Source organism: Microbispora triticiradicis (genome assembly GCF_005864065.1).
In the GTDB taxonomy this organism is placed as follows: domain Bacteria; phylum Actinomycetota; class Actinomycetes; order Streptosporangiales; family Streptosporangiaceae; genus Microbispora; species Microbispora triticiradicis.
The window spans coordinates 352,138-372,091 of record NZ_VANP01000007.1 but is presented as its reverse complement, the minus strand read 5'-3'; the positions used below and the strand labels follow the sequence as shown (position 1 = coordinate 372,091).

Below are 19,954 nucleotides of genomic sequence, written 5' to 3'. Positions count from 1 at the left end.
GCTCTTAAGGCGGTCAACCCGTACCCTCAGGGCAACTCGATCGTTTGGTGTGTCAGGTGCACGTCCACGCATCGTGGGGAGAACCATGTCAGGACCGTCCATGCAGACCACTGCCCGGAAAGACGCCGGGGTCGGGATACCCGACTGCGGACTGTCCGACGGGTTCAGCCCTCGGCCACGTCCCACGATCCGCAACGTGGCCGAACGCGCCGGCGTCTCCAAGTCGCTGGTGTCACTCGTACTGCGGGGTTCCCCGCACGTCAGCGAGCACCGCAGGGAAGCGGTGCTGCAGGCCGCCCGCGAGCTCGGCTACCGGCCGAACGCGGTGGCGCGCAGCCTCGTCGAGGGGCGGACCCACCTGGTGGGCGCTCTCGTGGCCGACCTGCACAACCCGTTCTACGCCGAGTTCCTCGACGGCCTGCAGGAGAGCCTGCACGGCGACGGGCTGCGGCTGCTGATCGGCAGCGGCCGCTGGGACCCGGCGTTCGAGGACGAGGCCGTGGAGGCCTTCCTGGAACTACGCGTGGACGGCCTCGTCCTGCTCGGCGTCGCGCCCTCCAGCGACACGCTGGCGGAGGCCGCGGCGTACACCCCGACCGTGGTGGTGGGCGAGCGCGACGTCGAACTCGAGGGCGTTGACATCGTCGTCGACGACGACCAGTACGGCGCCCGCCTCGCCGTCGACCACCTCGTGGAGCAGGGGCACCGGCGCATCGCCCACATCGAGGGCGCTCCGTCGTCGGCGGCCCGCTGCCGCTGCGAGGGATACCTGGTGGCCATGCGCCGCCACGCGCTGGCGCCGTACATCATGGTCGAGCACGGCGACTTCAGCGAGGAGGGCGGCCGGCGCGCGGCGCTGGCGCTGCTGCGGCGCGAACCCCGTCCGACGGCGATCTTCGCGGCGAACGACATCGTGGCCATGGGCGTGCTGTCCGCGGCGAGCGAGCTGGGCCTGCGGGTGCCCGAGGACCTGTCGGTCGTCGGGTACGACAACACGCACCTGGCGTCCGTCACCCACATCTCGCTGACCAGCGTGGACCAGCCCCGGCGGGCCATGGGCCGCTCGGCGGCGGCGCTGCTGAGCGACCGCATCACCGAGCCGGGCCAGACCGCGCGGCTGCGGCAGGTGACCCCCCAGCTCGTCGTACGGCGCAGCACCGGCCCCGCGCCAAGCGACGCCAAAAGCTAGGTCAACCGGCGACGTGTCCCCTCGCGGCCGGTGTTGACTGCGGCCGTGACGCCGGCCCCCCGGCGGGTCGCCGAGTGGCTTCCCGCGGGCCGGTGACCGAGAATCGGGGGGGATTCATGCGTGATCCTGAGTTGGTCTCCTGCGCCCAGCGGGCCGCGGTCGAGCTGGAGCGGGCCTGGGCGCACTGGCGGGAGAGCCGGGGGCTGGACGGCGAGGACGTCGCGGAGTCGGTGGCGAGCTACGTCGCCCACTCGATCGACCATCCGTGGGGACGGCCCCGCGTGGTGCTGGGCCTCGACGCCGAGGACGCCCGTGAGCTGGCCGCCCTCCTGCACCGGCAGGAGATCCCGGAGCCGGCCTGGATAGCCAGGTTCCCGGCATAACGGTCTGATCACGAGCCCCTTCCGGTTAGGTTGGTGAGACCACACCTCCGGGAAGGGACTTCCAGCGTGATCAGACGCCCGCTCGCCGCCGCAGCCCTGGCCCTGTGCGGGTTCGGCGCCGCCGCCTGCGGCGGCGGTGAGGCCACCGGCACGGGGGCCGCGGCCCCCGCCGCCTCTCCGCCGGCCGCGGCCCGGGACACCGCCTCCGGCACGGCCGGCGGCACCGCTGCGGGCTCCGCGGACGGCACGCCGGCCACCCCGGACACCGGCGCGGCCAGCCCGGTCACCCGTACGGCGTCCGAGTCCGCCGCCCGGCCGCTGAGCGGCAAGGTCGTGGTGATCGACCCGGGCCACAACGGGGGCAACTTCCGGCACACCCGGGAGATCAACAGGCAGGTGAACATCCTCACCCAGAAGAAGGCCTGCGACACCACCGGGACGTCGACGAACGACGGCTACACCGAGGCGGCCTTCACCTGGGACGTGTCCAACCGGCTCGCCCGGCTGCTGCGGGACCAGGGGGCCACGGTCAGGCTCACGCGGGCGGACAACACCGGCTGGGGCCCGTGCATCAACCAGCGGGCCGCGATCGGCAACAAGGCGCACGCCGACGCCGCGATCTCCATCCACGGCGACGGCGCGGCGCCCGGCGCGCACGGGTTCCACGTCATCATGCCGAAGAAGATCGGCGGGCCGGTCGACCCGGTCGTCGGCGACTCCCAGCGGCTGGGCCGGAAGGTCCGCGACGCCTTCCACAACGGCACCGGGCTGCCGTACTCGACCTACATCGGCAGGCAGGCGCTGAACTACCGCAGCGACCTCGGCGGGCTCAACCTGTCGACCGTGCCGAAGATCTTCATCGAGTGCGGCAACATGCGCAACGCCGGCGAGGCCCGCAGGTTCAGGGACGCGAGCTTCCGGCAGACCATCGCCGAGTCGCTGGCGAAGGGCCTCAAGGCCTACCTCACCACTCGGTAGAGGCGGCCGCCGGGGACGGCCCGCGCCGCGTGCTCGTGAGCGCGCGCCGCGGCGGCCGTCCCTCCCTCTTCCAGGCATCTCCGGGGACTCCGGCCGGCCTGTGGACGCCATGTCGTGCCTGTCGGTGGGGTTTGGCATCATCGCGGGATGGATGACCTGCTTCCCCTGCCGAGGACGATCGAGACGGGCGCCGGGTCGGCCGAGATCGCGGCCGGGGCCGTCGTGTCGGGGCCGGCCGCCCTCTGCGACGCCGTACGGCTCGCGCTCGGCGTGCTCGACCCGCGGCCCGGCGACGCCGCCACAGCGGCCCTGCGGGTGGAGGAGGACCCCCGGCTCGGGCCGGAGGCGTACGTGCTCACGATCGCCCCGGACGGCGTGCGCATCGCGGCCGGGGATCGGGCGGGCGCCTTCTACGCGGCGCAGACGCTGCGGCAGGCGCTGCCGGACGAGGCGTTCCGGTCGGCCCTTCCGCCCGGGACGCGCTGGACCCTCCCCTGCGGGCGGGTGGCGGACGCGCCGGCCTTCGCCTGGCGCGGCACGCATCTCGACGTGTCCCGCAGCTTCCTGCCCAAGCGGGAGGTGCTGCGCATGATCGACCTGATGGCGTCGCACAAGCTGAACCGGCTCCACCTGCACCTGGCCGACGACCAGGGCTGGCGGGTGGAGAGCAGGGCGTTCCCGCTGCTGCACGAGGTGGGCTCGCACCGCCCTCGCACGGTCGTCAGCCATCACGGGGAGGACCTCGCCTTCGACGACGTCCCGCACGGCGGTCACTACACGCTCGCCGACCTGGCCGAGATCGCGGCCTACGCCCGGGCGCGGGCGGTCGTCGTCGTGCCGGAGATCGACGTGCCGGGACACGCCTCGGCCGTGCTGGCCGCCTATCCGGCGCTCGCGTCGCGACCCGGCGAGCGCTACCGGGTGCTCGACCGGTGGGGCATCTCGCCGGCGATCCTCTCCCCGCTTCCGGCGACCGTCGACTTCCTGCTCACCGTCTTCGGTGAGATCGCCGACGCCCTGGGCGAGGTGCCGTACTTCCACATCGGCGGGGACGAGTGCGTGCTGGACGACTGGGCCGCCTCGGCCGAGATCTCGGCGTACCGCGCGTCGCTGGGGCTGGAGAGCACGGGCGACCTGCACGCGTGGTTCCTGCGGCGACTGGCCGACGCGCTGGCCGAGCGCGGCAGCCGGGCGGTGGTGTGGGACGAGGCGTTCGTCAGCGGCGGGCTCAGGCCGGACACGATCGTGATGCCGTGGCGCGGCGAGCACGTCGCCCGGCGGGCCGCCGCGGCGGGGCACGACGTGGTGGCGACGCCGGTCTTCCCGATGTACTTCGACTACGCCGAGGCCGCCTCACCAGAGGAGCCGGCCGGCCTGGGTGACGCGATCACGCTGGCCGACGTGGCGGCGTTCGAGCCGGCGCCCGCGTCGTGGTCGCCCGAGGAGCGGGCCCGGGTCGTCGGGACGCAGTTCCAGCTGTGGAGCGAACGCATCCCGGACGGCCGTTCGCTCGACTACCGCGCCTGGCCCCGGGGCTGCGCGGCGGCGGAGGTCGCCTGGACCGGCGGCCCGCCCGCGTCCGAGGACTTCGCACGCCGTCTCGGCAGGCATCTCGGGCGGCTGGACGCAATCGGCGTCGAGTATCGCCCGCTCTCGGGGCCCCGGCCCTGGCAGCGCGGCGGCACCGGCCGGCGCCGGCACCGCCCGGGGGTCGTCACCGTCCAGGAGGTCATGCGCCACCTGCACGAGCTGAGCCTCTCCGCCGACTCCACCCGCCCCAGCATGTGACGGGTCAGGCGCCGTCGAGGACCTCGGCCACGATGGCGGCGGCGATCTTCTCGGTGTCGAGGTCCCGGTGTGCCTCGATGACCTCCCGGATCCTGGTGGTCAGGCTCAGGTCGGCGTGGGCGGCGTCGCCGATGTGGTGGGCGGCCACCGCGACGGCGGCGGCGAACTCGTAGGCGTCGTCCGGCCCGAGCCCCTGCGGGTCGATCTCGGCGAGCACGCGGGCGCCGTTCTTCGGCGAGACGCGGACCGTCCAGCCGCCGGACCGTGCGGCGACCGACAGGGTGTCCTTCCGCAGCGCGGGCGGGAACAGGACGACTGCCATCCGGCCCGCCGCGGCGAGGATCCGCTCCGCGAGCCTGCGGACGTCCTTCTTCGCGACGACGATCCTCCCGGAGCGGTTGACGATGCTCACGAGATCACCGCTGTCGGCCACGGCGATCCTCTCGCCGTCGGCCTGGTCGTAGATGGCGCTCATGGGGGTGTCACGCTTACCAGTTCTCGTCGGGGCGGGCTGCGAGACGTCGCCCATGCATGATCTCGCACTTTCCCCCCGAAAAGATCGCGTTCGGCCCTTCCGCCACAAAGGCCGGCCGGGTCACACCAGGGTGTAACCGGCCTCCTTCACGGCCTCGCGCACGGCGTCGTCGGTGACGTCGCCGGAGACCTCCAAGCGGCCGCTGCCGAGATCGACCTCGACTCCGGTGACGCCGGGGATCTCCCCGACCTCCTCCTTCACCGAGCTGACGCAGTGGCCGCAGGTCATGCCTTCGACGGTGTAGGTCTTCACGCTCATGACGGTCTTCCTATCCGAGAGAACGGGGTTCAGGCGGTCCGGCCGATCACTTCGCGGACCGAGCCGTATCCGTGCCGCCGCAGCCGGCGGGCGAGCCGCCGGTTGATCCGGGACGGCCACAGCGGGCCCTCGTAGATCAGGCCGGTGTATCCCTGGACGAGGGTGGCCCCGGCGAGCAGCCGTTCCCACACGTCGTCGACGTCCTCCACGCCTCCGACGGAGACGATCGCGAGCCGGTCGCCGGCCTTCTGGTGCAGGCGGCGCAGCACTTCGAGCGAGCGGCTCTTGAGCGGCCGTCCGGACAGCCCTCCGGCCTCGGTGCTGGAGACACCCGTACGGCTGATCGTGGTGTTGGTCGCGATGATCCCCGCGAGGCCCAGGTCGGCGGCGAGCTCGGCCACCGCGTCCACGTCCTCGTCCGCCAAATCCGGCGCGATCTTCACGAGCAGCGGGGTGCGACCGGCCGCCTCCTTCACCGCCGAGAGCAGCGGCCTCAGGCGGTCGACCGCCTGGAGGTCGCGCAGGCCCGGGGTGTTGGGCGAGCTGACGTTGACGACCAGGTAGTCGGCGAGCGGCGCCAGCCTGCGGGCGCTGTCCACGTAGTCCCGTACGGCCTCGGACTCGGGCACCACCTTGGTCTTGCCGATGTTGACGCCGACCACCGCCGGGAGATGCCGCACCCGGCGCAGCCGGGTGGCGGCGGCGGCCGCTCCCGCGTTGTTGAAGCCCATCCGGTTGATGACCGCGCGGCTCTCGGGCAGCCGGAACAGCCGCGGGCGCGGGTTCCCCGGCTGGGCGTGCGCGGTGATCGTGCCGACCTCGACGTGCCCGAAGCCGATCGCCGAGAGCGGCTCGACACACCGGGCGTCCTTGTCGAACCCGGCGGCGAGCCCGAACGGCGAGGGGAAGTGGACGCCGAACGCCTGGACGCGCAGCGACTCCGCCCGCGGCGCGAGCAGCCGGTGCAGCAGCCGCGTGAGGGGCGGGAACATCGCGAGCAGGCGGAGCAGCCTGATCGTGAGATGGTGGGCGGCCTCGGCGTCGAGGCGGCTCAGGACCTGCGTGAACACGAGTCGATACATCACGGCCAGACTATCGTCCGGGCGCGGGTCAGTTGAGCCGAGGACGGGCCTGGGCGGTGGGCTCGACGAGCGGCACCCGCCTCGCCACCCGGATGGACAGCGCGGCGTCGAGGCCCAGCAGCCGCAGCAGGCGCAACGGGCCTCTGCCGGGGTGGTGGAAGGTCACGCTGCCGCCCCAGCTCCGTACGCGCTCGTCGGCCCACAGCAGGCTCCGCGCGCCCGCGCAGTCCAGGAAGCCGACTCCGGACAGGTCGACCTCGACGTGCCCGGGCCGGCAGGTCTCCAGGACCTGCCCCAGGCACGCGCGGAACTCCGGCGCCCCCGACAGGTCGAGGTCGCCGCTCAGGACGAGCCCGACGCCGGCCTCAGACGACGTGGTCTGGATTCGCAACATTCCGCGGACCCTGCTCGCCCAGCAGCTCCGCCGCGAGCTCGGATACCTTCCGTCTGCTGTCCCTGGCCTGTTTGCGCAGTCCCGTGAACGCCTGTGACGCGGTCAGATCGTGCTTGCCCATGAGATAGCCGATGGCCCGCTCGATCACGACCCGGTAGTCCAGGGCGTACTGGAGCTGGTCGGCGAGCACCGCCTTCTCGTCCGCCTCCATGGACGCGAGCAGGACCTGCTCGATCACATGCGCGTACGCGTGGAGGGCCTGGGTGTCGGTCTCCTGCCACTCGTGCGGCGCGTCCTGGTAGACGTTCAGGGTGCCCACGGGCACGCCGCCGAGCCGGATCGGCACCCCCGCCACCCCGCGTACCTCGGGGTGCAACAGGTCACGCAGAGCCGGCCACCGCCGGTCGGCCCGCACGTCGACCGTCGTCACCGCGGTGTCCCCCACGTACGCCGCCACGCACGGGCCCTGGCTCGTCACCGCCTGGGCCCGTTCGAGGCTGCGGCCGCGCTCGTCCGTCGCGAAGAGGTAACGCAGGGTGCGATCCTCCTCGGCGAACATCAGGCCGGCGCCGGAGTAGCCGAAAAGCCGATCGACCACTTGGACGATGCGCTCGAGGTGGTGCACGATCCCGGTCGCCGACCTGTCCTTCTGCAGACGTCGCAGGCTGGCGACAAGAGCCTCAGGATCGATATGGGTCATTCCGTATCCTCTCGTGAACCTCACCTCGCACCGCCGTGGCCGTGGGAGAGGTGGCGATTCGGCCATCACAACTGCCCCAGAGGGGCGCGATCAGTCCTGTTCTCTGCCAGGACCTGCAGAACGATGACCATCAGCTCACCGAGGCGGTATCCGGCTTCCACCTCTGTGCGGTCCCAGACGTGCCCCACTCGGGCGTAGAAGTCCAGGACGCCGATGAGCTCCCCGCCCTCGACGAGAGGTACGGAGAGGACAGCCCGGACCGGGAGTGCGTGGACGGCCACGTGCGGGAACCCCAGGGGGCGATCGGCGTGCAGATCCTGGATCGCGACGAGACCGCCGCTCGCGGCGCTCGCGATGGCCGGGCCGTCGCCCACGTATTCCTGGGCGGACTCCAGCAGGACCCCGTCGTCGTCCGTCGCACCGATCGCGCGAAGGCGGTCCTGCGCGTCGAGGAGCATCAACGCGGCGCCGTCGACGCCGAACAGACCGGCCATGCCGGTGAGGACGTTCTCCAATACAGACGACGCGTCCGATGCCATCGCGAGCCCACTCTCAAACGATCAAGCGGCCGCGGACACAGGGCGGATTGCCCCTAAGCCTAGTGGGCTCTGAGCAGTTGAAGCCAGGTGATCCCCAGGGTTGCCGACAGGGTTGGCCGACAGGGCTGGAGAGGATACGAAAAATCCGCCCTCCTGCGGGGAAGGCGGATCGGGAACGGATGGGGAAACGGGGTCATTCGCCCCAGAATGCGTCAACCTCGTACTGGTCGCGGCTGTGCAGCCACGACTCGGCGATCCTGCCGTCGCGCATGGTGATGACGTGCGCGAGGTTGTTCTCCAGCGGCACCTCACGGTCCGGCCGCGTCGCGGTGTACGTCGCGAGCGCGACGGCCGCCTCGTCGTCGGCCAGGACGCGGTGGACGTCGAGCTTGAGCGTCCCCTGACTGAGCGTGGCGGCCTTGAGCACGAAACCGATCACGGCCTCCCGCCCGGCGTAGTCGCCGGTGTTCGTGCTCTTCCCGGGGACATGGAGCACCGAGTCGTCGGTCAGGAACGCCCCGGCGGCCTCCAGGTCTCCCCCGCTCAGCGCGTCGTAGAAGCCCCTGACGACCCGGGCGTTGTTCTCAGCCTGCGCCTTCTCCGATTGGGCGAACATGCGAACCCCTCCTCAAAGTATTTCGATGTCGAAAGAGTCGCACAGAGGTCTTTTGATGTCAAAATAGATGAGTGAGGGATCCAGACTTCCCCGTACGGCAGATGATGGACCAGTGGGCCGCGCGCAGGCCGGACCTCGACCCCCGGCCTATGGCCCTTTTCGGACGGCTGACCAGGGCCGACACCCTGGCCAACGGGGCCATCGCGGCGACCCTGAGGGCGCACGGGCTCAACCGCGGGGAGTTCGACGTGCTGGCCACGCTCTACCGGGGCGGGGAGGAGATGTCGGCGGGCGCGCTCGCCGGGGCACTCCTGCTCTCCCCCGCCGCGACCACTAACCGCCTCGACCGCCTCCAGGCGGCGGGGCTGCTGGCCCGCCTGCCCGATCCGGAGGACGGCCGGGGCGTCCGCGTACGGCTCACCGACGCGGGCCGGGATCTGCTCAAGCGCAGCGTCGAGGATCACGTGCGGGGGCTGGAGTCGCTTCTGGCGCTGCTGTCACCGGACGAGCGCGAGCAGTTGTCGGCCCTGCTCGCCCGGCTGCTGCACAGCATGGCCGCGCTTCGGGACTAACGCCTGGCCCTCTTCCCCTCGGGGGTGACGGCGTACCACTCGCCGCCGAAGTCGCGGACGTTCTGGCCGGTCACGTCTCCGGCCTTCCGGTCCTTGGCGTAGTAGTACAGCGGGTGCTTGTTGTAGGTCACCTGGGTGCCGCCGTCCGGCCGCCTGATCGTCCCCAGCAGGTCGGCACGCACTCCCGAGCCCGGCTGGGGCGTGCCCGCGGTGAGAACCGGCGGCCAGGCCGCGGCGCAGGCCTGCGTGCAGGCGGAGACGCCGCCCTTGTCCTTGGTGAACAGGTAGACCGTCCGGCCGTCCACACCGGCCAGCACGGTGCCGAGCGAGGTGGACGCCGCGTCGAGACGCGCGGGACCGGTCGGGGTGGCCTGGACGGGAGAGGTCGGCGTCGCCGGGACTCCGGTGCTCGGCGCGACCGTCCCCGACGGATACTCGGAGGGCTCCGCCGGGGTCGGCTCTTCGACCCGGTCGTTGGCGACCCGGTTCGCCTCGTTGTCACCGGCACCGCCGCATCCGGCGGCCAGCAGGCTGAGCGCGACCGCGCCGGCATACAGCAGTTTCCTCATGTTCGGCCTCCTCGGAAGTGGGCGAGTCGGCTCCAAGGACACACGCGGCGCCGGGGCTCCCGCCGTCGGACGCCAAGATCGGGGACAGGGCTTTGCCGTTCCGTGGGTTCCTCCTCACCGATCTCCCGCCCCTTCGGGGCGGAGGCCGGACGTCCGCGGATGAACCGCCGCGTCCCGGGAAGACGACCCGAAGCCGTACAGCCGCGCCGCGTCCACGTGAGGTCCCCTGGAGGGCCGGCGGAGGGCGCGCCGACACGCGGAACGATCACGAGGAGGTACGCGGGCGTCCGCCCCGGGCGGTGCGAAGCTGAACCCGCGGCGGCCCGTGGGCACGGCCGGCAGGCCGGCGACGGGGGGATGCCGATGACGCCCCCCGCCGGGGACACCCTGTCGCCGATGCCGCTGAAGACAAGGAGTATCCGCATGACCGAGGACACGCGACCGCCCGCCGTCGAGCCGTCCGAGGTCGGACGCCCGGTCGGCCGTGCGGGAGCGTGGCCGTCCTCTCCGGACCCGGCGGGCCTGGTCTCACCGGACCCCACGGCGCCGGCCTCGCCGGAACCCAACGGGATGATCTCGCCGGACCCCACGGGCCTGGAGGCGTGGATAAGGCAGGTCCTCGGCCTGGCCGGGGCCCGGGCCTCGGCGTTCACCCTTCCGCTGCCCCGGCCCACCGCCCCCGCCGACGCCGCCCCGGCCGAAGGCGCTCAGCCCGGCACCGCGCCTGCCGACACCGCTCACGCCGACACCGCCCGGGCCGGGAACCCGGCCGCCGGGCCGGACGCGGACGGCACCGGCGGCGGCTAGACCCGGCGGCGCATGGAGACGGCGGCACGGGGGTCCCGGCGAGCCGCGCCGTGCGCCTGCGCGCGGCTCCGCGAACCGTCCTCCGGGGAACGGGTCCGGCGGGTCAGGCGGCCTGGTGGCGCACCTGCTCGGCGAGGCGTTCGAGGCTCTCGTCGAGTGCCCGCTCGATCGCCTCGGCGGGCGGCGTGTGCCCCTCGTCGAAGAAGGACAGGTGCACCGTGACGTCGCTGCTGTCGTCGTCGATGCCGGCCACCTGCAGCCAGCCGGCGTACCGGTCGACGTCCCGGGTGCCCCACTCCATGCGCAGCTGGTCCTGCTCGGCCCGCAGCAGCGCGCGCTCGTCCTCCCCCGTCTGGTCCTCGTGGACGGTGACCGCGGGCGGCTCCTCCTCGCGCACGTGCAGGTCGCGCGGCATCCACAGGTCGAGACCGCCGACGTCGCTCGCCTGCCGGAAGACCTGGTCGGCCGGGGCGGGCATCCTGCGGGAACGCTCGAATTCGCTCATGGTCGGTCATTCCTCCCTGTCTAGCGCGTAACCGGCCCCTACCCCGGGCAGGCCCGTCCATCCGGCCCCGGGGAACGCGGGAGAAGGCGGCGGCGTAGGGTCCGGTGCATGACCGATCATTACGATGTCGTGGTCCTCGGCGCGGGACCCGGCGGCTACACCGCCGCGGTCCGCTCGGCCCAGCTCGGGCTCAGCACGGCGGTCGTCGAGGAGCGCTACTGGGGTGGTGTCTGCCTCAACGTCGGATGCATCCCTTCCAAGGCGCTGCTGCGCAACGCCGAGCTCGCCCACATCCTCACGAACGAGACCAAGACGTTCGGCATCCAGGCGGACGGCCCGATCACGCTCGACTACGGCGCGGCCTTCCGCCGCAGCCGGCAGGTCGCGGACGGGCGGGTCAAGGGCGTCCACTACCTGATGAAGAAGAACGGCATCACCGAGTACGACGGCCGGGGCGCCTTCACCGGCCCCGACGCGATGGAGGTGCGCGGCGCGGACGGCTCGGTGCGGACCATCACCTTCGACCACTGCATCGTCGCGGCCGGGGCGACGACCCGCCTGCTGCCCGGGACGTCCCTGTCCGAGCGCGTGGTGACGTACGAGGAGCAGATCCTCAGCGAGACGCTGCCGGAGAGCGTCGTCATCGCGGGCGCCGGGGCGATCGGCGTCGAGTTCGCGTACGTGCTGCACAACTACGGCGTGAAGGTGACGATCGTCGAGTTCCTCGACCGGATGGTCCCGCTGGAGGACCAGGAGGTGTCCGCCGAGCTCGCGCGGCGCTACCGGCGGCTCGGCATCGAGGTGCTGACCTCCACCCGGGTCGAGTCGATCGACGACACCGGCGAGAAGGTGAAGGTCACGGTCTCCCGGAACGGCGAGACGTCCGTGCTGGAGGCCGACAAGGTCCTGCAGGCCATCGGCTTCCAGCCGCGCGTCGAGGGATACGGCCTGGAGAAGACGGGCGTACGGCTGACCGAGCGCGGCGCGATCGCCGTGGACGGCAGGTGCCGCACCAGCGTCCCGCACATCTTCGCCATCGGCGACGTCACGGCCAAGCTCATGCTGGCGCACGCCGCCGAGTCGATGGGCGTCATCGCCGCCGAGACGATCGCCGGTGCCGAGACCATGGAACTCGACTACGTGATGATCCCCCGCGCGACCTACTGCCAGCCGCAGATCGCGAGCTTCGGCTACACCGAGGCCCAGGCGCGTGAGCAGGGCTTCGACGTGAAGGTGGTCAAGTTCCCCTTCACGGCGAACGGCAAGGCCCACGGCCTCGCCGATCCGGCCGGGTTCGTCAAGGTGCTCAGCGACGCGAAGTACGGCGAGCTCCTCGGCGCCCACCTCATCGGGCCCGACGTCACCGAGTTGCTGCCGGAGCTGACGCTGGCCCAGCAGTGGGACCTGACCGTGCACGAGGTGGCGCGCAACGTCCACGCCCACCCCACCCTCGGCGAGGCGGTGAAGGAGGCGATCCACGGACTGGCCGGCCACATGATCAATATGTGAGGACGTCCGCACGGTCGGTTACCCTGATCCCGAAGGCCAGGCGCGAGGACGTGGGTGGGGACGTCCCCAGGGACGGCCCGCGCGTGGCGCGGCGGCCCGGTACGGGCGGACGACGCGAGGGCGGCCCGATGGCGAGGGACGACGCGAACGGCACGGGCACCCCGCTGCCGCCGGGCCATGCCGGCGCCGCCGACGCGCCGGCCCTGCTGGCCGTCATGCGTGAGCTGGTCTTCCCGCCGTACCTGATCGAACGGTCCTCCGTCGTGCCGCAGCACGTCACGCGGCGCGAGAACGACGCGGAGCACTCCTTCGCCCTGGGCCTGGCCGCCGTCTGCCTCGCCCCGCTGGTCGACCCGGCGCTGGACCTCGGCAGGATCGCCAGGTACGCGCTGGTCCACGACCTGCCGGAGGTCCACGCGGGGGACGTCTCCGTCTACGCCGGCCCGGCGGAACGGGAGAAGAAGGCCGTACGCGAGGAGGAGGCGCGGGAGATCATCGCCCGCGACTTCGGCGGGACGTTCCCCTGGCTCGTCGAGGACCTCGACGGCTACCGCGCGCAGCGCGACGCGGAGAGCAGGTTTGTCTACGCGCTGGACAAGCTGCTCCCCCACGTCAACGTGCTCCTCGCCGACCACCACCCGCTGCGGCCGACCTGGGCGGCGTACCGGCGCACCGAGATCACGGCCAGGCGGAAGATCGCGGCGAGCTGCCCGGCACTGCTGCCTCTCTTCGAGGAGCTGTGCCGGGAGTTCGCCCGGCGGCCCCACCTCTTCTCCGGCGGGGAGCCACTTCAGGAGTCGTCACCTCCCGCCGCGGGAGATGACGATGGTCGCCAGGGCGAGCAGGACCGCCCCGGTGACGGCGGACAGCATCCGCAGGTGCAACGGGAACGACGGCCCGAGCACGGCGGGCAGGGCGACGAGGAAGGCGCCGGCCGCGTTCGCGGACACCCGGAGGAAGAGCCGCGACCGCGACCGGTGCACGACCACGGGAAAGCCCACCTTCGTCGTCAGTGAGCCCGGCGCCTGCTCCGCCTGCCCGTCCGCCGCCAGCCTGATCGTCACCCGCGCGAGCGCGTCGAAGGCGAGCGCCTCGGGCTGGAGCCAGAACTCCACCGTGTCGTAGCGGAGCGACAGGTCGTACGACCAGTCGGAGGAGATCTTGAGATAGGTGCCGTCGGTCGCGCAGGCGAGTTGCCGCATCGGCTCGCAGTAGCCGTCCGCGTAGAACGTGACCCGCACCTTCACCGAGTCGCTGTCGCTGAGGCTCAGCCGGCCCGCCGCGTCGAGCCCGGCCGTCCTGTCGTCGCCCAGCACGGGTTCCTCCACCCGGACGAAGTAGGAGGACCTGAAGGTGGGATGCTGCGCCAGCCGCCGGGCCACGCCGAGCCACAGGTGCGGGTCGTCGGCACGGGTCCGCGGTGGCGGGAGCGGGTCGGGGAACCGGGCGGTGGCCGGGTAGAAGCGGGCGCCGTTGACCGCTTCGAGCCCGGCGACGAACGACGCGCCCCTTTCCCTGATCTCCGCCTCGGTGAGGGGGAAGTCGTCCAGGTTCGCGTAGTCGTCCACCCGCAGGCGGAACACGAACATGTCGGCGACCCGGACGGCAGCGACGATCACGGCGAGGCGCACCGGCACCACGAACGGCGGCGGCGCCGGAGACCGCGACACCGGACCCTGCGACACCGGACCCTGCGGAACCGGACCCTGCGGCATCGGGGACTGCGCCGTCGAAACCAGGGGCGCCGGGGCCTGGGCGTCGGCCACGAAACCGAGCAGGCACCGCCGCCCGACGACCGAGCGGTCCGCGACCGCCCGCTGGAGGGCCCGCGCGACGTAACCGGCCTTGTACCGGAACTGGATGACCGCCCCTCGGGGCAGGGCCAGCGCCGTCAGGACGTCCTCGGCGTATCTCCGCCGCAGGTCGGACGAGAGCAGGAGCACCGAGGGCCGGGCGTCCGCCGGACCCGCCGCCCTCGTCCGGAGGAGACCCGGGGCCCTCATCGCCGGGCCTCCGATCGCCCGTCGAGCGGATGGTCGTCGAGCAGGTGGTCGTCGAGCGCGAGGAACCGGGGCCACACCCGGTCCTTCGGCAGTTCGTCGAGGCCGAGCCTCGTCGTGGGCTCGTACCGCAGGCCCCGGTCGGCCAGCGCCCGGTGCTCGCCGAGGACGATCGGCTCCGGCACGCTCCTCGACTGGTCTCCGGTGAGGTCGACGACGAGCCGCCGGGGGTCGTGGGACGGGCCGATCTCGACCCAGCAGTGGTGGCTCACGTCCTCGTCGTCGCGGCGGCCGACCCGCAGGCGGCCGTAGCAGTACGCGGGTTCGAGCAGCAGGCCGGCCCGCAACTCGCGGGCGAGCCAGACCGACGTCACGCCGCACTGCCCGCGCGGGTCTCCGTCGCCCGCCCGCTCCTGCTGGTAGCGCGGGTGGACCGTCCGGTCCGACCAGCAGGCCTCCAGCATCCGCCGGTAGCCGAGGAGCCGGGCCCGCCACTCGGGCGAGGCGAGATCCGCCTGCCGGGGTCTCACGTGCTCACCGCCCGAGTGGGTGCGCCGCGGCACCGTGATCAGGCCGTCGAGCGCCCGGACGGTCCGCTTCGCCGCCGTGGTGACGCCGAGGATCATGAGGACGTTGCGCGGCGTGTCCAGAAGCTGCGGCACCGACCTCCCCGGCATCCGCCGCGTCTGGAAGAGCCCCGTCTCGTCGTACCGGTACGCCACGGGAGACAGCGCGACGGGGACGAACCCCGACGCCAGGAACGCGGCGCCGTCGAAGCCGAGCATCGGGTTGCAGGCGGTGACGACGTAGTCGCCGGCGTCCGCGAGCCTGATCTCCCTGACGGCGCGGGCGACGGTCAGGCTCATGAGGTTGGCCGGGATCCCGGCCAGTCCGTGCATCCTCGTCAGGACCAGCACCCGGCCGGGCTCCACCCGCAGCCCGTGCCCCGCCAGCGCCTCCATGACGTACTGCCGGTCGCACCGCGAGAAGGCCACGTACGTGAGCGGCATCGTGGCGCCCGGCAGGAACAGCCCGAACTGGAGGAGGGTGTCGGCCCGCTCGCTGTGCAGGTAGTGCAGGCGGGACTGGACGAGATGACCGACGCTGGGCCTGACCTTCCCGAAGCGCAGCCGGGTCCGGTACCCGTCGGTGAACGAGAGGCTCAGGTCGCGGCGCACCTTCTCGACGTTCAGCAGGACGGAGGCGTGCGCCTGGTGCGCCGCGTCCTGCGCCGACTGCTCCACCTGCGCCGCCCGTACGACGGCCGGCAGCCGGATCTCCTCGTAGACCTTGTCAGGCGACCATCCGACGATCGCCGTTCTGCTCAGCCGCGGCAGGTGCAACCTCACCTGGATCTCCAGGGCCCGGAGATCCACCCCTGTCGTCTCGGCGTCGGCGCGGATGCGCGCCCGCATCACCTCCATGAAAGACTCGACATCCCGATCACGAAGCCCCTCTCCCCACGAAATCTCGCTTCGCGCTTTCTCCCTTCGCGGCGTACACGTGGTCTTGGGCACGTTTTCTCCCGCAATCCGCGAGAAGTTCTGTCAAGGACGCCGTCAAGGATAGAACCCGAATGCTCCCCTGTCAGGGCCGCGACCGATTCGGCATCACCTTTTAACGCGCTCGCCGCAATTGCCGGGAACCGGCGCCGTGAATTCGTCATGGGACGATTTCCCGATAGGGCGGCCCGCCGCCCGGAGCAGCGACTGAGGGCCGCCGCCCGCGCCCGGGTTGTGTCGGTTCGAGTGCGTACGATCGGTGCCGGTCCGCCGGTCGGTGGGCCGCACCGACAGAAGGGGGCCGCCGGTGAGCGGGGCGGGGTTCCAGACGCGCAGGATCGGGCTCCTCGTCACCGGCAACCTGCTCGGCGGCATCGGGGTCGCGGGTGGATTCGCGGTCGGCGGGCTGCTGGTCGAACGGCTGGGCGGCACCTCGTTCGCGGGGCTCGGCCAGGGCGCGAGCGTGCTCGGCTCGGCGGTCGCGGCGGTCCCGCTGGCCGCTCTGGCGGCCCGGTACGGACGGCGCAGGTCACTCGCGGTGGGATACGCGCTGGCGATGGCCGGCGCCGTGCTGATCATCACCGCGGCGGTGGTCACGCAGGTCGTCGTCCTGCTGGCCGGGCTCGCCCTCTTCGGCGTCGCCCAGGCGGTGAACCTGCAGACCCGGTACGCCGCGGCGGACGGCGCGCCCGCCGCGACCCGGGCCCGGCTGATGTCGCTGGTGATCTGGGCGACCACGATCGGCTCGGTGGCGGGGCCCAACCTGAGCGAGCCGGGCGAGCGCACCGGCCGCCTGCTGGGCCTGCCCGCCCTGACCGGGCCGTACCTGTTCGCGGTCCTGTCCTTCGCGCTGGCGGCCGTGGCCGCGCTGTTCCTGCCGCGCGCGGGCCGCGCCCCCGTCCCGGCGGCCGGCACAGCGACCGGCACAGCGACCGGCACCGCCGCCAGCACGGCGCCGGCCGGAGCGGGTGATCCCACGGGCGCGGACGGCGCGTCCCCCGGTGCGTCCCCCGACGGATCCCCGGGCACGTCTCCCGGCGCTTCTCCCGGCGAGTCCCCGGGCGCGTCTCCGGGCGGGGCGCGCGCCGCGCTGGGCTGGGCCCTGCGGCATCCTGCGGCCCGGCTCGGTGTGGTGCTGATCGCGGTGGCGCACGCGGTCATGGTCATGGTCATGGTCATGACCCCGCTGCACATGCAGCACCACGGCATGTCGCTGCGGCTGGTGGGCGTGGTGATCTCCCTGCACGTGCTGGGGATGTACGCGCTCAGCCCGCTCTTCGGGTGGCTGGCCGACCGGTTCGGCCCGGTCCGCGTCGCCCTCGCCGGTCTGGCGATGCTGGCGGTGTCCGTGGTCCTCGGCTTCTCCGCCGCCGCCCTGCAGGCCGGGAGCGTGCTCACCGCGACCGCGCTCACCGTGCTGGGCCTGGGCTGGTCGGCGTCGATGCTCTCCGCGTCGGTCCTGCTGGCGAACGCCGCACCGGACCGGTTGCGGATCCCGTTGCAGGGCGCCACCGACGCCGGCATGAGCTACGCGGGGGCGGTGGCGGCCGCGCTGGCGGGCCCGATCCTCGCCGCCGGTGGGTTCCAGGCGGTCAACATCGCCGCCGCGGTCATCATGCTGCCGGCCGTGGCCGCCGCGGCGTCCGCCCTGCGGGCCCCCGGCGAGGGAGGGCACGGGGAGGGAGGGCTCGGGGTGACCGGCCCGCGGGACGCCGAACCCGCGGCCGAGCGGGGCTGAACGAATCATGGCCGTGAGCGGCGCCGGACACCGCTGATCGGCGCTGATCGGCGCTGATCGGCGCCGGCCCCGGGGACGGCGCCGGACGGGCGGGCGCCGGGCTTGACTAAACGATCACAGCGGGTCGATCGTCGGAGCCTGGTGGCACTGAAAGCACCCCTCCCCGCATACCGGAGTACTACATGCGAAGAGCCCTGGCCGTTCCGCTCGCCGCGCTCGTGGCCGCGCCCCTGCTTGCCGCCGCGGCCCCCGCCCAGAGCCCTCCGCCGCCGCCCGTCCCACCGGTGCGGGGCGACGCCGTCACGGTCACGGTCAACGCGAACGCCGGGCTCGGCGCCGTCCACGAGGCGGCGTACGGCGCCAACGCCGCCATCTGGGACGCGCACATGAACGACCCGGAGGTGGCGCGGCTGTACCGGCGGGCGGGCATCGCCGCGGTGCGCTACCCGGGCGGCTCGTACGGCGACCTCTATCACTGGAAGACCCACACGGCGCCGGGCGGGACCGTGGCGCCCGGCACGGACTTCGACGCGTTCATGCGCACGGTCAGGGCCGCCGGCGCCCAGCCGGTGGTGATCGCCAACTACGGCACCGGGACCCCGGAGGAGGCGGCCGGATGGGTCCGGTACGCCAACGTCACCAAGAAGTACGGTGTGAAGTACTGGGAGATCGGCAACGAGCTCTACGGCAACGGCCACTACGGCGCCACCTGGGAGTCCGACGACCACCCGGACAAGAGCCCCGCGGCGTACGCCCGCAACGCGCTCGACTACGTCCGCGCGATGAAGGCCGTCGATCCCGCCGTCAAGGTCGGGGCGGTGCTCACCATCCCCGGAAGCTGGCCGGACGGCGTGGTGGCCGCGGGCGACTCGGCGAACTGGAACCACACCGTCATCCCGGTGCTGGCCTCCGAGGTCGACTTCTTCACCGTTCACTGGTACCCGGGCACGAGCATCCCGGACACGACCGGCGACGTCACCGCGTTGCTGGCCTCCCCGCCGAGGCTCGCCGAGATGCTGGCCCAGGTGCGGGCCGACGTCGCCGCCCTGGGCGGCCGCGACGTGCCGCTCGCGCTGACCGAGGTCGCCTCCAACATCGGGCGCAACGTGCACGCGGCCGGGCTGTTCGCCGCCGACGCCTACCTGACCGCGCTGGAGAACGGCGTCTTCACCGTGGACTGGTTCGACACCCACAACACGGTCGAGAAGGTCAGCACGATCGACGGCGAGACCGACTTCCAGGACATCGGCTTCCTGTCGCTCGGCCAGTGCGCCGACGGCGTCTGCGAGCCCCCCGTCAACACGCCGTTCCCCTCCTACCACGGCATCGAGATCCTCGGCACCGCCGCCCGCCCCGGCGACGACCTGATCAGGGCGGCCTCCGACCAGCCGAAGGTGGCCGTGCACGCCGTACGGCGGGCCGGCGGCGACCTGTCCGTCGTGCTGATCAACAAGGATCCGGCCACCGCCTATCCCGTGCGGTTCCGGTACGACGGGTTCACCCCCTCGGGGCGGACCCCCGTGACGTACGCCTTCACGCGCGGAGCCGACTCGATCGTCCGGGCGGAGCAGGGCGGCCCGTACACGACGACGCTGCCGCCGTACTCGGTGACGACGATGACGCTGAGCGCGGCGAAGGGCCCGAAGCCCGCGCCGGCCCCGGGGACGCCCACGGCGCGCGGCACCGCGGACGGCGTCACCGTGAGCTGGCCCGCCGTCGGGGGACCGCGGGCGGACCGGTACGAGGTGTACCGCCAGGTGGGCACGGAGACCACGCTGCTGGGCACGACCCGGGACACCTCGCTGACGCTGAGCGGTCTGGAGCCCGGCGCCGCCTACACGGTCAACGTGCTGGCCCGGGACCGGGCCGGACGGCTGTCGCGGCCCTCCGCCCCGGTGACCTTCACCGCTCCCACGCCTCCGGACAGCGCCTGCGCGGTCCGTTACCGGGTGACGCAGGGCTGGGGCCGCGGCTTCGTCGCCACGGTCACCGTCACCAACCGCGGCGCGGCCGACGTGTCCGGCTGGACGCTGGCGTTCCGCTTCCCGGTGGCCGGGGAACGCGTCAGCAGCGGGTCGGGCGGCACATGGACGTCGGAGGGTCAGGACGTGCGGGTCGTCCCCGGTGAACAGAACGGGACGATCCCCGCGGGCGGCTCAATCTCCGTCGGCTTCGTCGGCGCGAACGAGGGGGCGTATCCGTCCCCCACGGTCTTCCGCCTGAACGGCGCCGTCTGCTCGACGCTCTAGTCGTCCCCACTGAGGGCGTCCCCACCGGACTCGTCAGGGGG

General features: G+C 72.7%; 20 protein-coding genes. 10 read left to right on the top strand and 10 right to left on the bottom strand.

Annotated features, from left to right (window positions below; translation table 11 throughout):
• Positions 1–85 precede the first annotated feature (85 nt).
• From FED44_RS20665 to FED44_RS20650, 4 genes are all read left to right on the top strand, one after another.
• On the top strand, positions 86–1,189 hold the full coding sequence (locus tag FED44_RS20665) for a LacI family DNA-binding transcriptional regulator (RefSeq protein WP_117410313.1): 1,104 nt from the start codon (positions 86–88) through the stop codon (positions 1,187–1,189).
• Between the two features lie 116 nt (positions 1,190–1,305).
• Positions 1,306–1,572 carry a hypothetical protein gene (locus FED44_RS20660; protein WP_138461723.1) on the top strand — a complete coding sequence of 89 codons (267 nt, stop codon included), beginning with the start codon at positions 1,306–1,308 and terminating at the stop codon, positions 1,570–1,572.
• A 66-nt stretch (positions 1,573–1,638) separates the two neighbouring features.
• A complete protein-coding gene (locus FED44_RS20655; protein ID WP_138461722.1) occupies positions 1,639–2,550 on the top strand; it encodes an N-acetylmuramoyl-L-alanine amidase in 912 nt (303 codons plus the stop codon).
• 147 nt (positions 2,551–2,697) lie between these two features.
• On the top strand, positions 2,698–4,338 hold the full coding sequence (locus tag FED44_RS20650; RefSeq protein ID WP_138461721.1) for a beta-N-acetylhexosaminidase: 1,641 nt from the start codon (positions 2,698–2,700) through the stop codon (positions 4,336–4,338).
• Between the two features lie 4 nt (positions 4,339–4,342).
• Here the strand turns inward: FED44_RS20650 and FED44_RS20645 are convergent, their stop codons facing one another.
• From FED44_RS20645 to FED44_RS20615, 7 genes are all read right to left on the bottom strand, one after another.
• Positions 4,343–4,813, bottom strand: a complete 471-nt coding sequence (locus FED44_RS20645) for a hypothetical protein (protein WP_117408510.1) — start codon at positions 4,811–4,813, stop codon at positions 4,343–4,345.
• Positions 4,814–4,933: 120 nt separating this feature from the next.
• Positions 4,934–5,131 carry a heavy-metal-associated domain-containing protein gene (locus tag FED44_RS20640; protein ID WP_117408511.1) on the bottom strand — a complete coding sequence of 66 codons (198 nt, stop codon included), beginning with the start codon at positions 5,129–5,131 and terminating at the stop codon, positions 4,934–4,936.
• Between the two features lie 29 nt (positions 5,132–5,160).
• On the bottom strand, positions 5,161–6,213 hold the full coding sequence (locus tag FED44_RS20635) for a quinone-dependent dihydroorotate dehydrogenase (protein WP_187406054.1): 1,053 nt from the start codon (positions 6,211–6,213) through the stop codon (positions 5,161–5,163).
• Between the two features lie 28 nt (positions 6,214–6,241).
• Entirely contained in the window at positions 6,242–6,607 is a 366-nt protein-coding gene (locus tag FED44_RS20630; protein WP_117408513.1) for an STAS domain-containing protein, read from the bottom strand.
• Positions 6,579–7,307: a GAF and ANTAR domain-containing protein gene (locus FED44_RS20625; RefSeq protein WP_165900800.1), complete on the bottom strand. Its 729-nt coding sequence runs from the start codon at positions 7,305–7,307 to the stop codon at positions 6,579–6,581. Before FED44_RS20625 ends, FED44_RS20630 begins: the two co-directional genes overlap by 29 nt.
• 65 nt (positions 7,308–7,372) lie before the next feature.
• Positions 7,373–7,846 carry a GAF domain-containing protein gene (locus FED44_RS20620; RefSeq protein WP_117408515.1) on the bottom strand — a complete coding sequence of 158 codons (474 nt, stop codon included), beginning with the start codon at positions 7,844–7,846 and terminating at the stop codon, positions 7,373–7,375.
• A gap of 193 nt (positions 7,847–8,039) precedes the next feature.
• The gene (locus tag FED44_RS20615) at positions 8,040–8,462 is read right to left on the bottom strand and encodes a nuclear transport factor 2 family protein (RefSeq protein ID WP_138461719.1); all 423 of its coding nucleotides are present in this window, start codon (positions 8,460–8,462) and stop codon (positions 8,040–8,042) included.
• A gap of 71 nt (positions 8,463–8,533) precedes the next feature.
• On the opposite strand from FED44_RS20615, the gene FED44_RS20610 reads away from it, so the two are divergent.
• Positions 8,534–9,034: a MarR family winged helix-turn-helix transcriptional regulator gene (locus tag FED44_RS20610; RefSeq protein WP_208759090.1), complete on the top strand. Its 501-nt coding sequence runs from the start codon at positions 8,534–8,536 to the stop codon at positions 9,032–9,034.
• Here FED44_RS20610 and FED44_RS20605 read toward each other — a convergent pair.
• Positions 9,031–9,603, bottom strand: coding sequence for a COG4315 family predicted lipoprotein (locus tag FED44_RS20605; RefSeq protein ID WP_117408518.1), 573 nt, complete (start codon positions 9,601–9,603; stop codon positions 9,031–9,033). The genes FED44_RS20610 and FED44_RS20605 overlap by 4 nt on opposite strands.
• A gap of 423 nt (positions 9,604–10,026) precedes the next feature.
• On the opposite strand from FED44_RS20605, the gene FED44_RS20600 reads away from it, so the two are divergent.
• Entirely contained in the window at positions 10,027–10,410 is a 384-nt protein-coding gene (locus tag FED44_RS20600; protein ID WP_117408519.1) for a hypothetical protein, read from the top strand.
• A gap of 103 nt (positions 10,411–10,513) precedes the next feature.
• Here FED44_RS20600 and FED44_RS20595 read toward each other — a convergent pair whose 3' ends face one another.
• The gene (locus tag FED44_RS20595) at positions 10,514–10,915 is read right to left on the bottom strand and encodes an SRPBCC family protein (protein ID WP_117408520.1); all 402 of its coding nucleotides are present in this window, start codon (positions 10,913–10,915) and stop codon (positions 10,514–10,516) included.
• 108 nt (positions 10,916–11,023) lie between these two features.
• Between FED44_RS20595 and lpdA the strand changes: the two genes are divergently transcribed.
• Positions 11,024–12,424 carry a dihydrolipoyl dehydrogenase gene (lpdA, locus tag FED44_RS20590; protein ID WP_138461718.1) on the top strand — a complete coding sequence of 467 codons (1,401 nt, stop codon included), beginning with the start codon at positions 11,024–11,026 and terminating at the stop codon, positions 12,422–12,424.
• Positions 12,421–13,440 carry an HD domain-containing protein gene (locus FED44_RS20585; RefSeq protein ID WP_138461717.1) on the top strand — a complete coding sequence of 340 codons (1,020 nt, stop codon included), beginning with the start codon at positions 12,421–12,423 and terminating at the stop codon, positions 13,438–13,440. Before lpdA ends, FED44_RS20585 begins: the two co-directional genes overlap by 4 nt.
• Before the next feature lie 983 nt (positions 13,441–14,423).
• On the opposite strand, the gene FED44_RS20580 is transcribed toward FED44_RS20585, so the two are convergent.
• Entirely contained in the window at positions 14,424–15,839 is a 1,416-nt protein-coding gene (locus FED44_RS20580) for a hypothetical protein (RefSeq protein ID WP_133306079.1), read from the bottom strand.
• Positions 15,840–16,233: 394 nt separating this feature from the next.
• On the opposite strand from FED44_RS20580, the gene FED44_RS20575 reads away from it, so the two are divergent.
• Positions 16,234–17,664, top strand: a complete 1,431-nt coding sequence (locus FED44_RS20575; RefSeq protein ID WP_208759089.1) for an MFS transporter — start codon at positions 16,234–16,236, stop codon at positions 17,662–17,664.
• Between the two features lie 182 nt (positions 17,665–17,846).
• The gene (locus tag FED44_RS38150; protein WP_138461716.1) at positions 17,847–19,913 is read left to right on the top strand and encodes a cellulose binding domain-containing protein; all 2,067 of its coding nucleotides are present in this window, start codon (positions 17,847–17,849) and stop codon (positions 19,911–19,913) included.
• Positions 19,914–19,954: the final 41 nt, after the last annotated feature.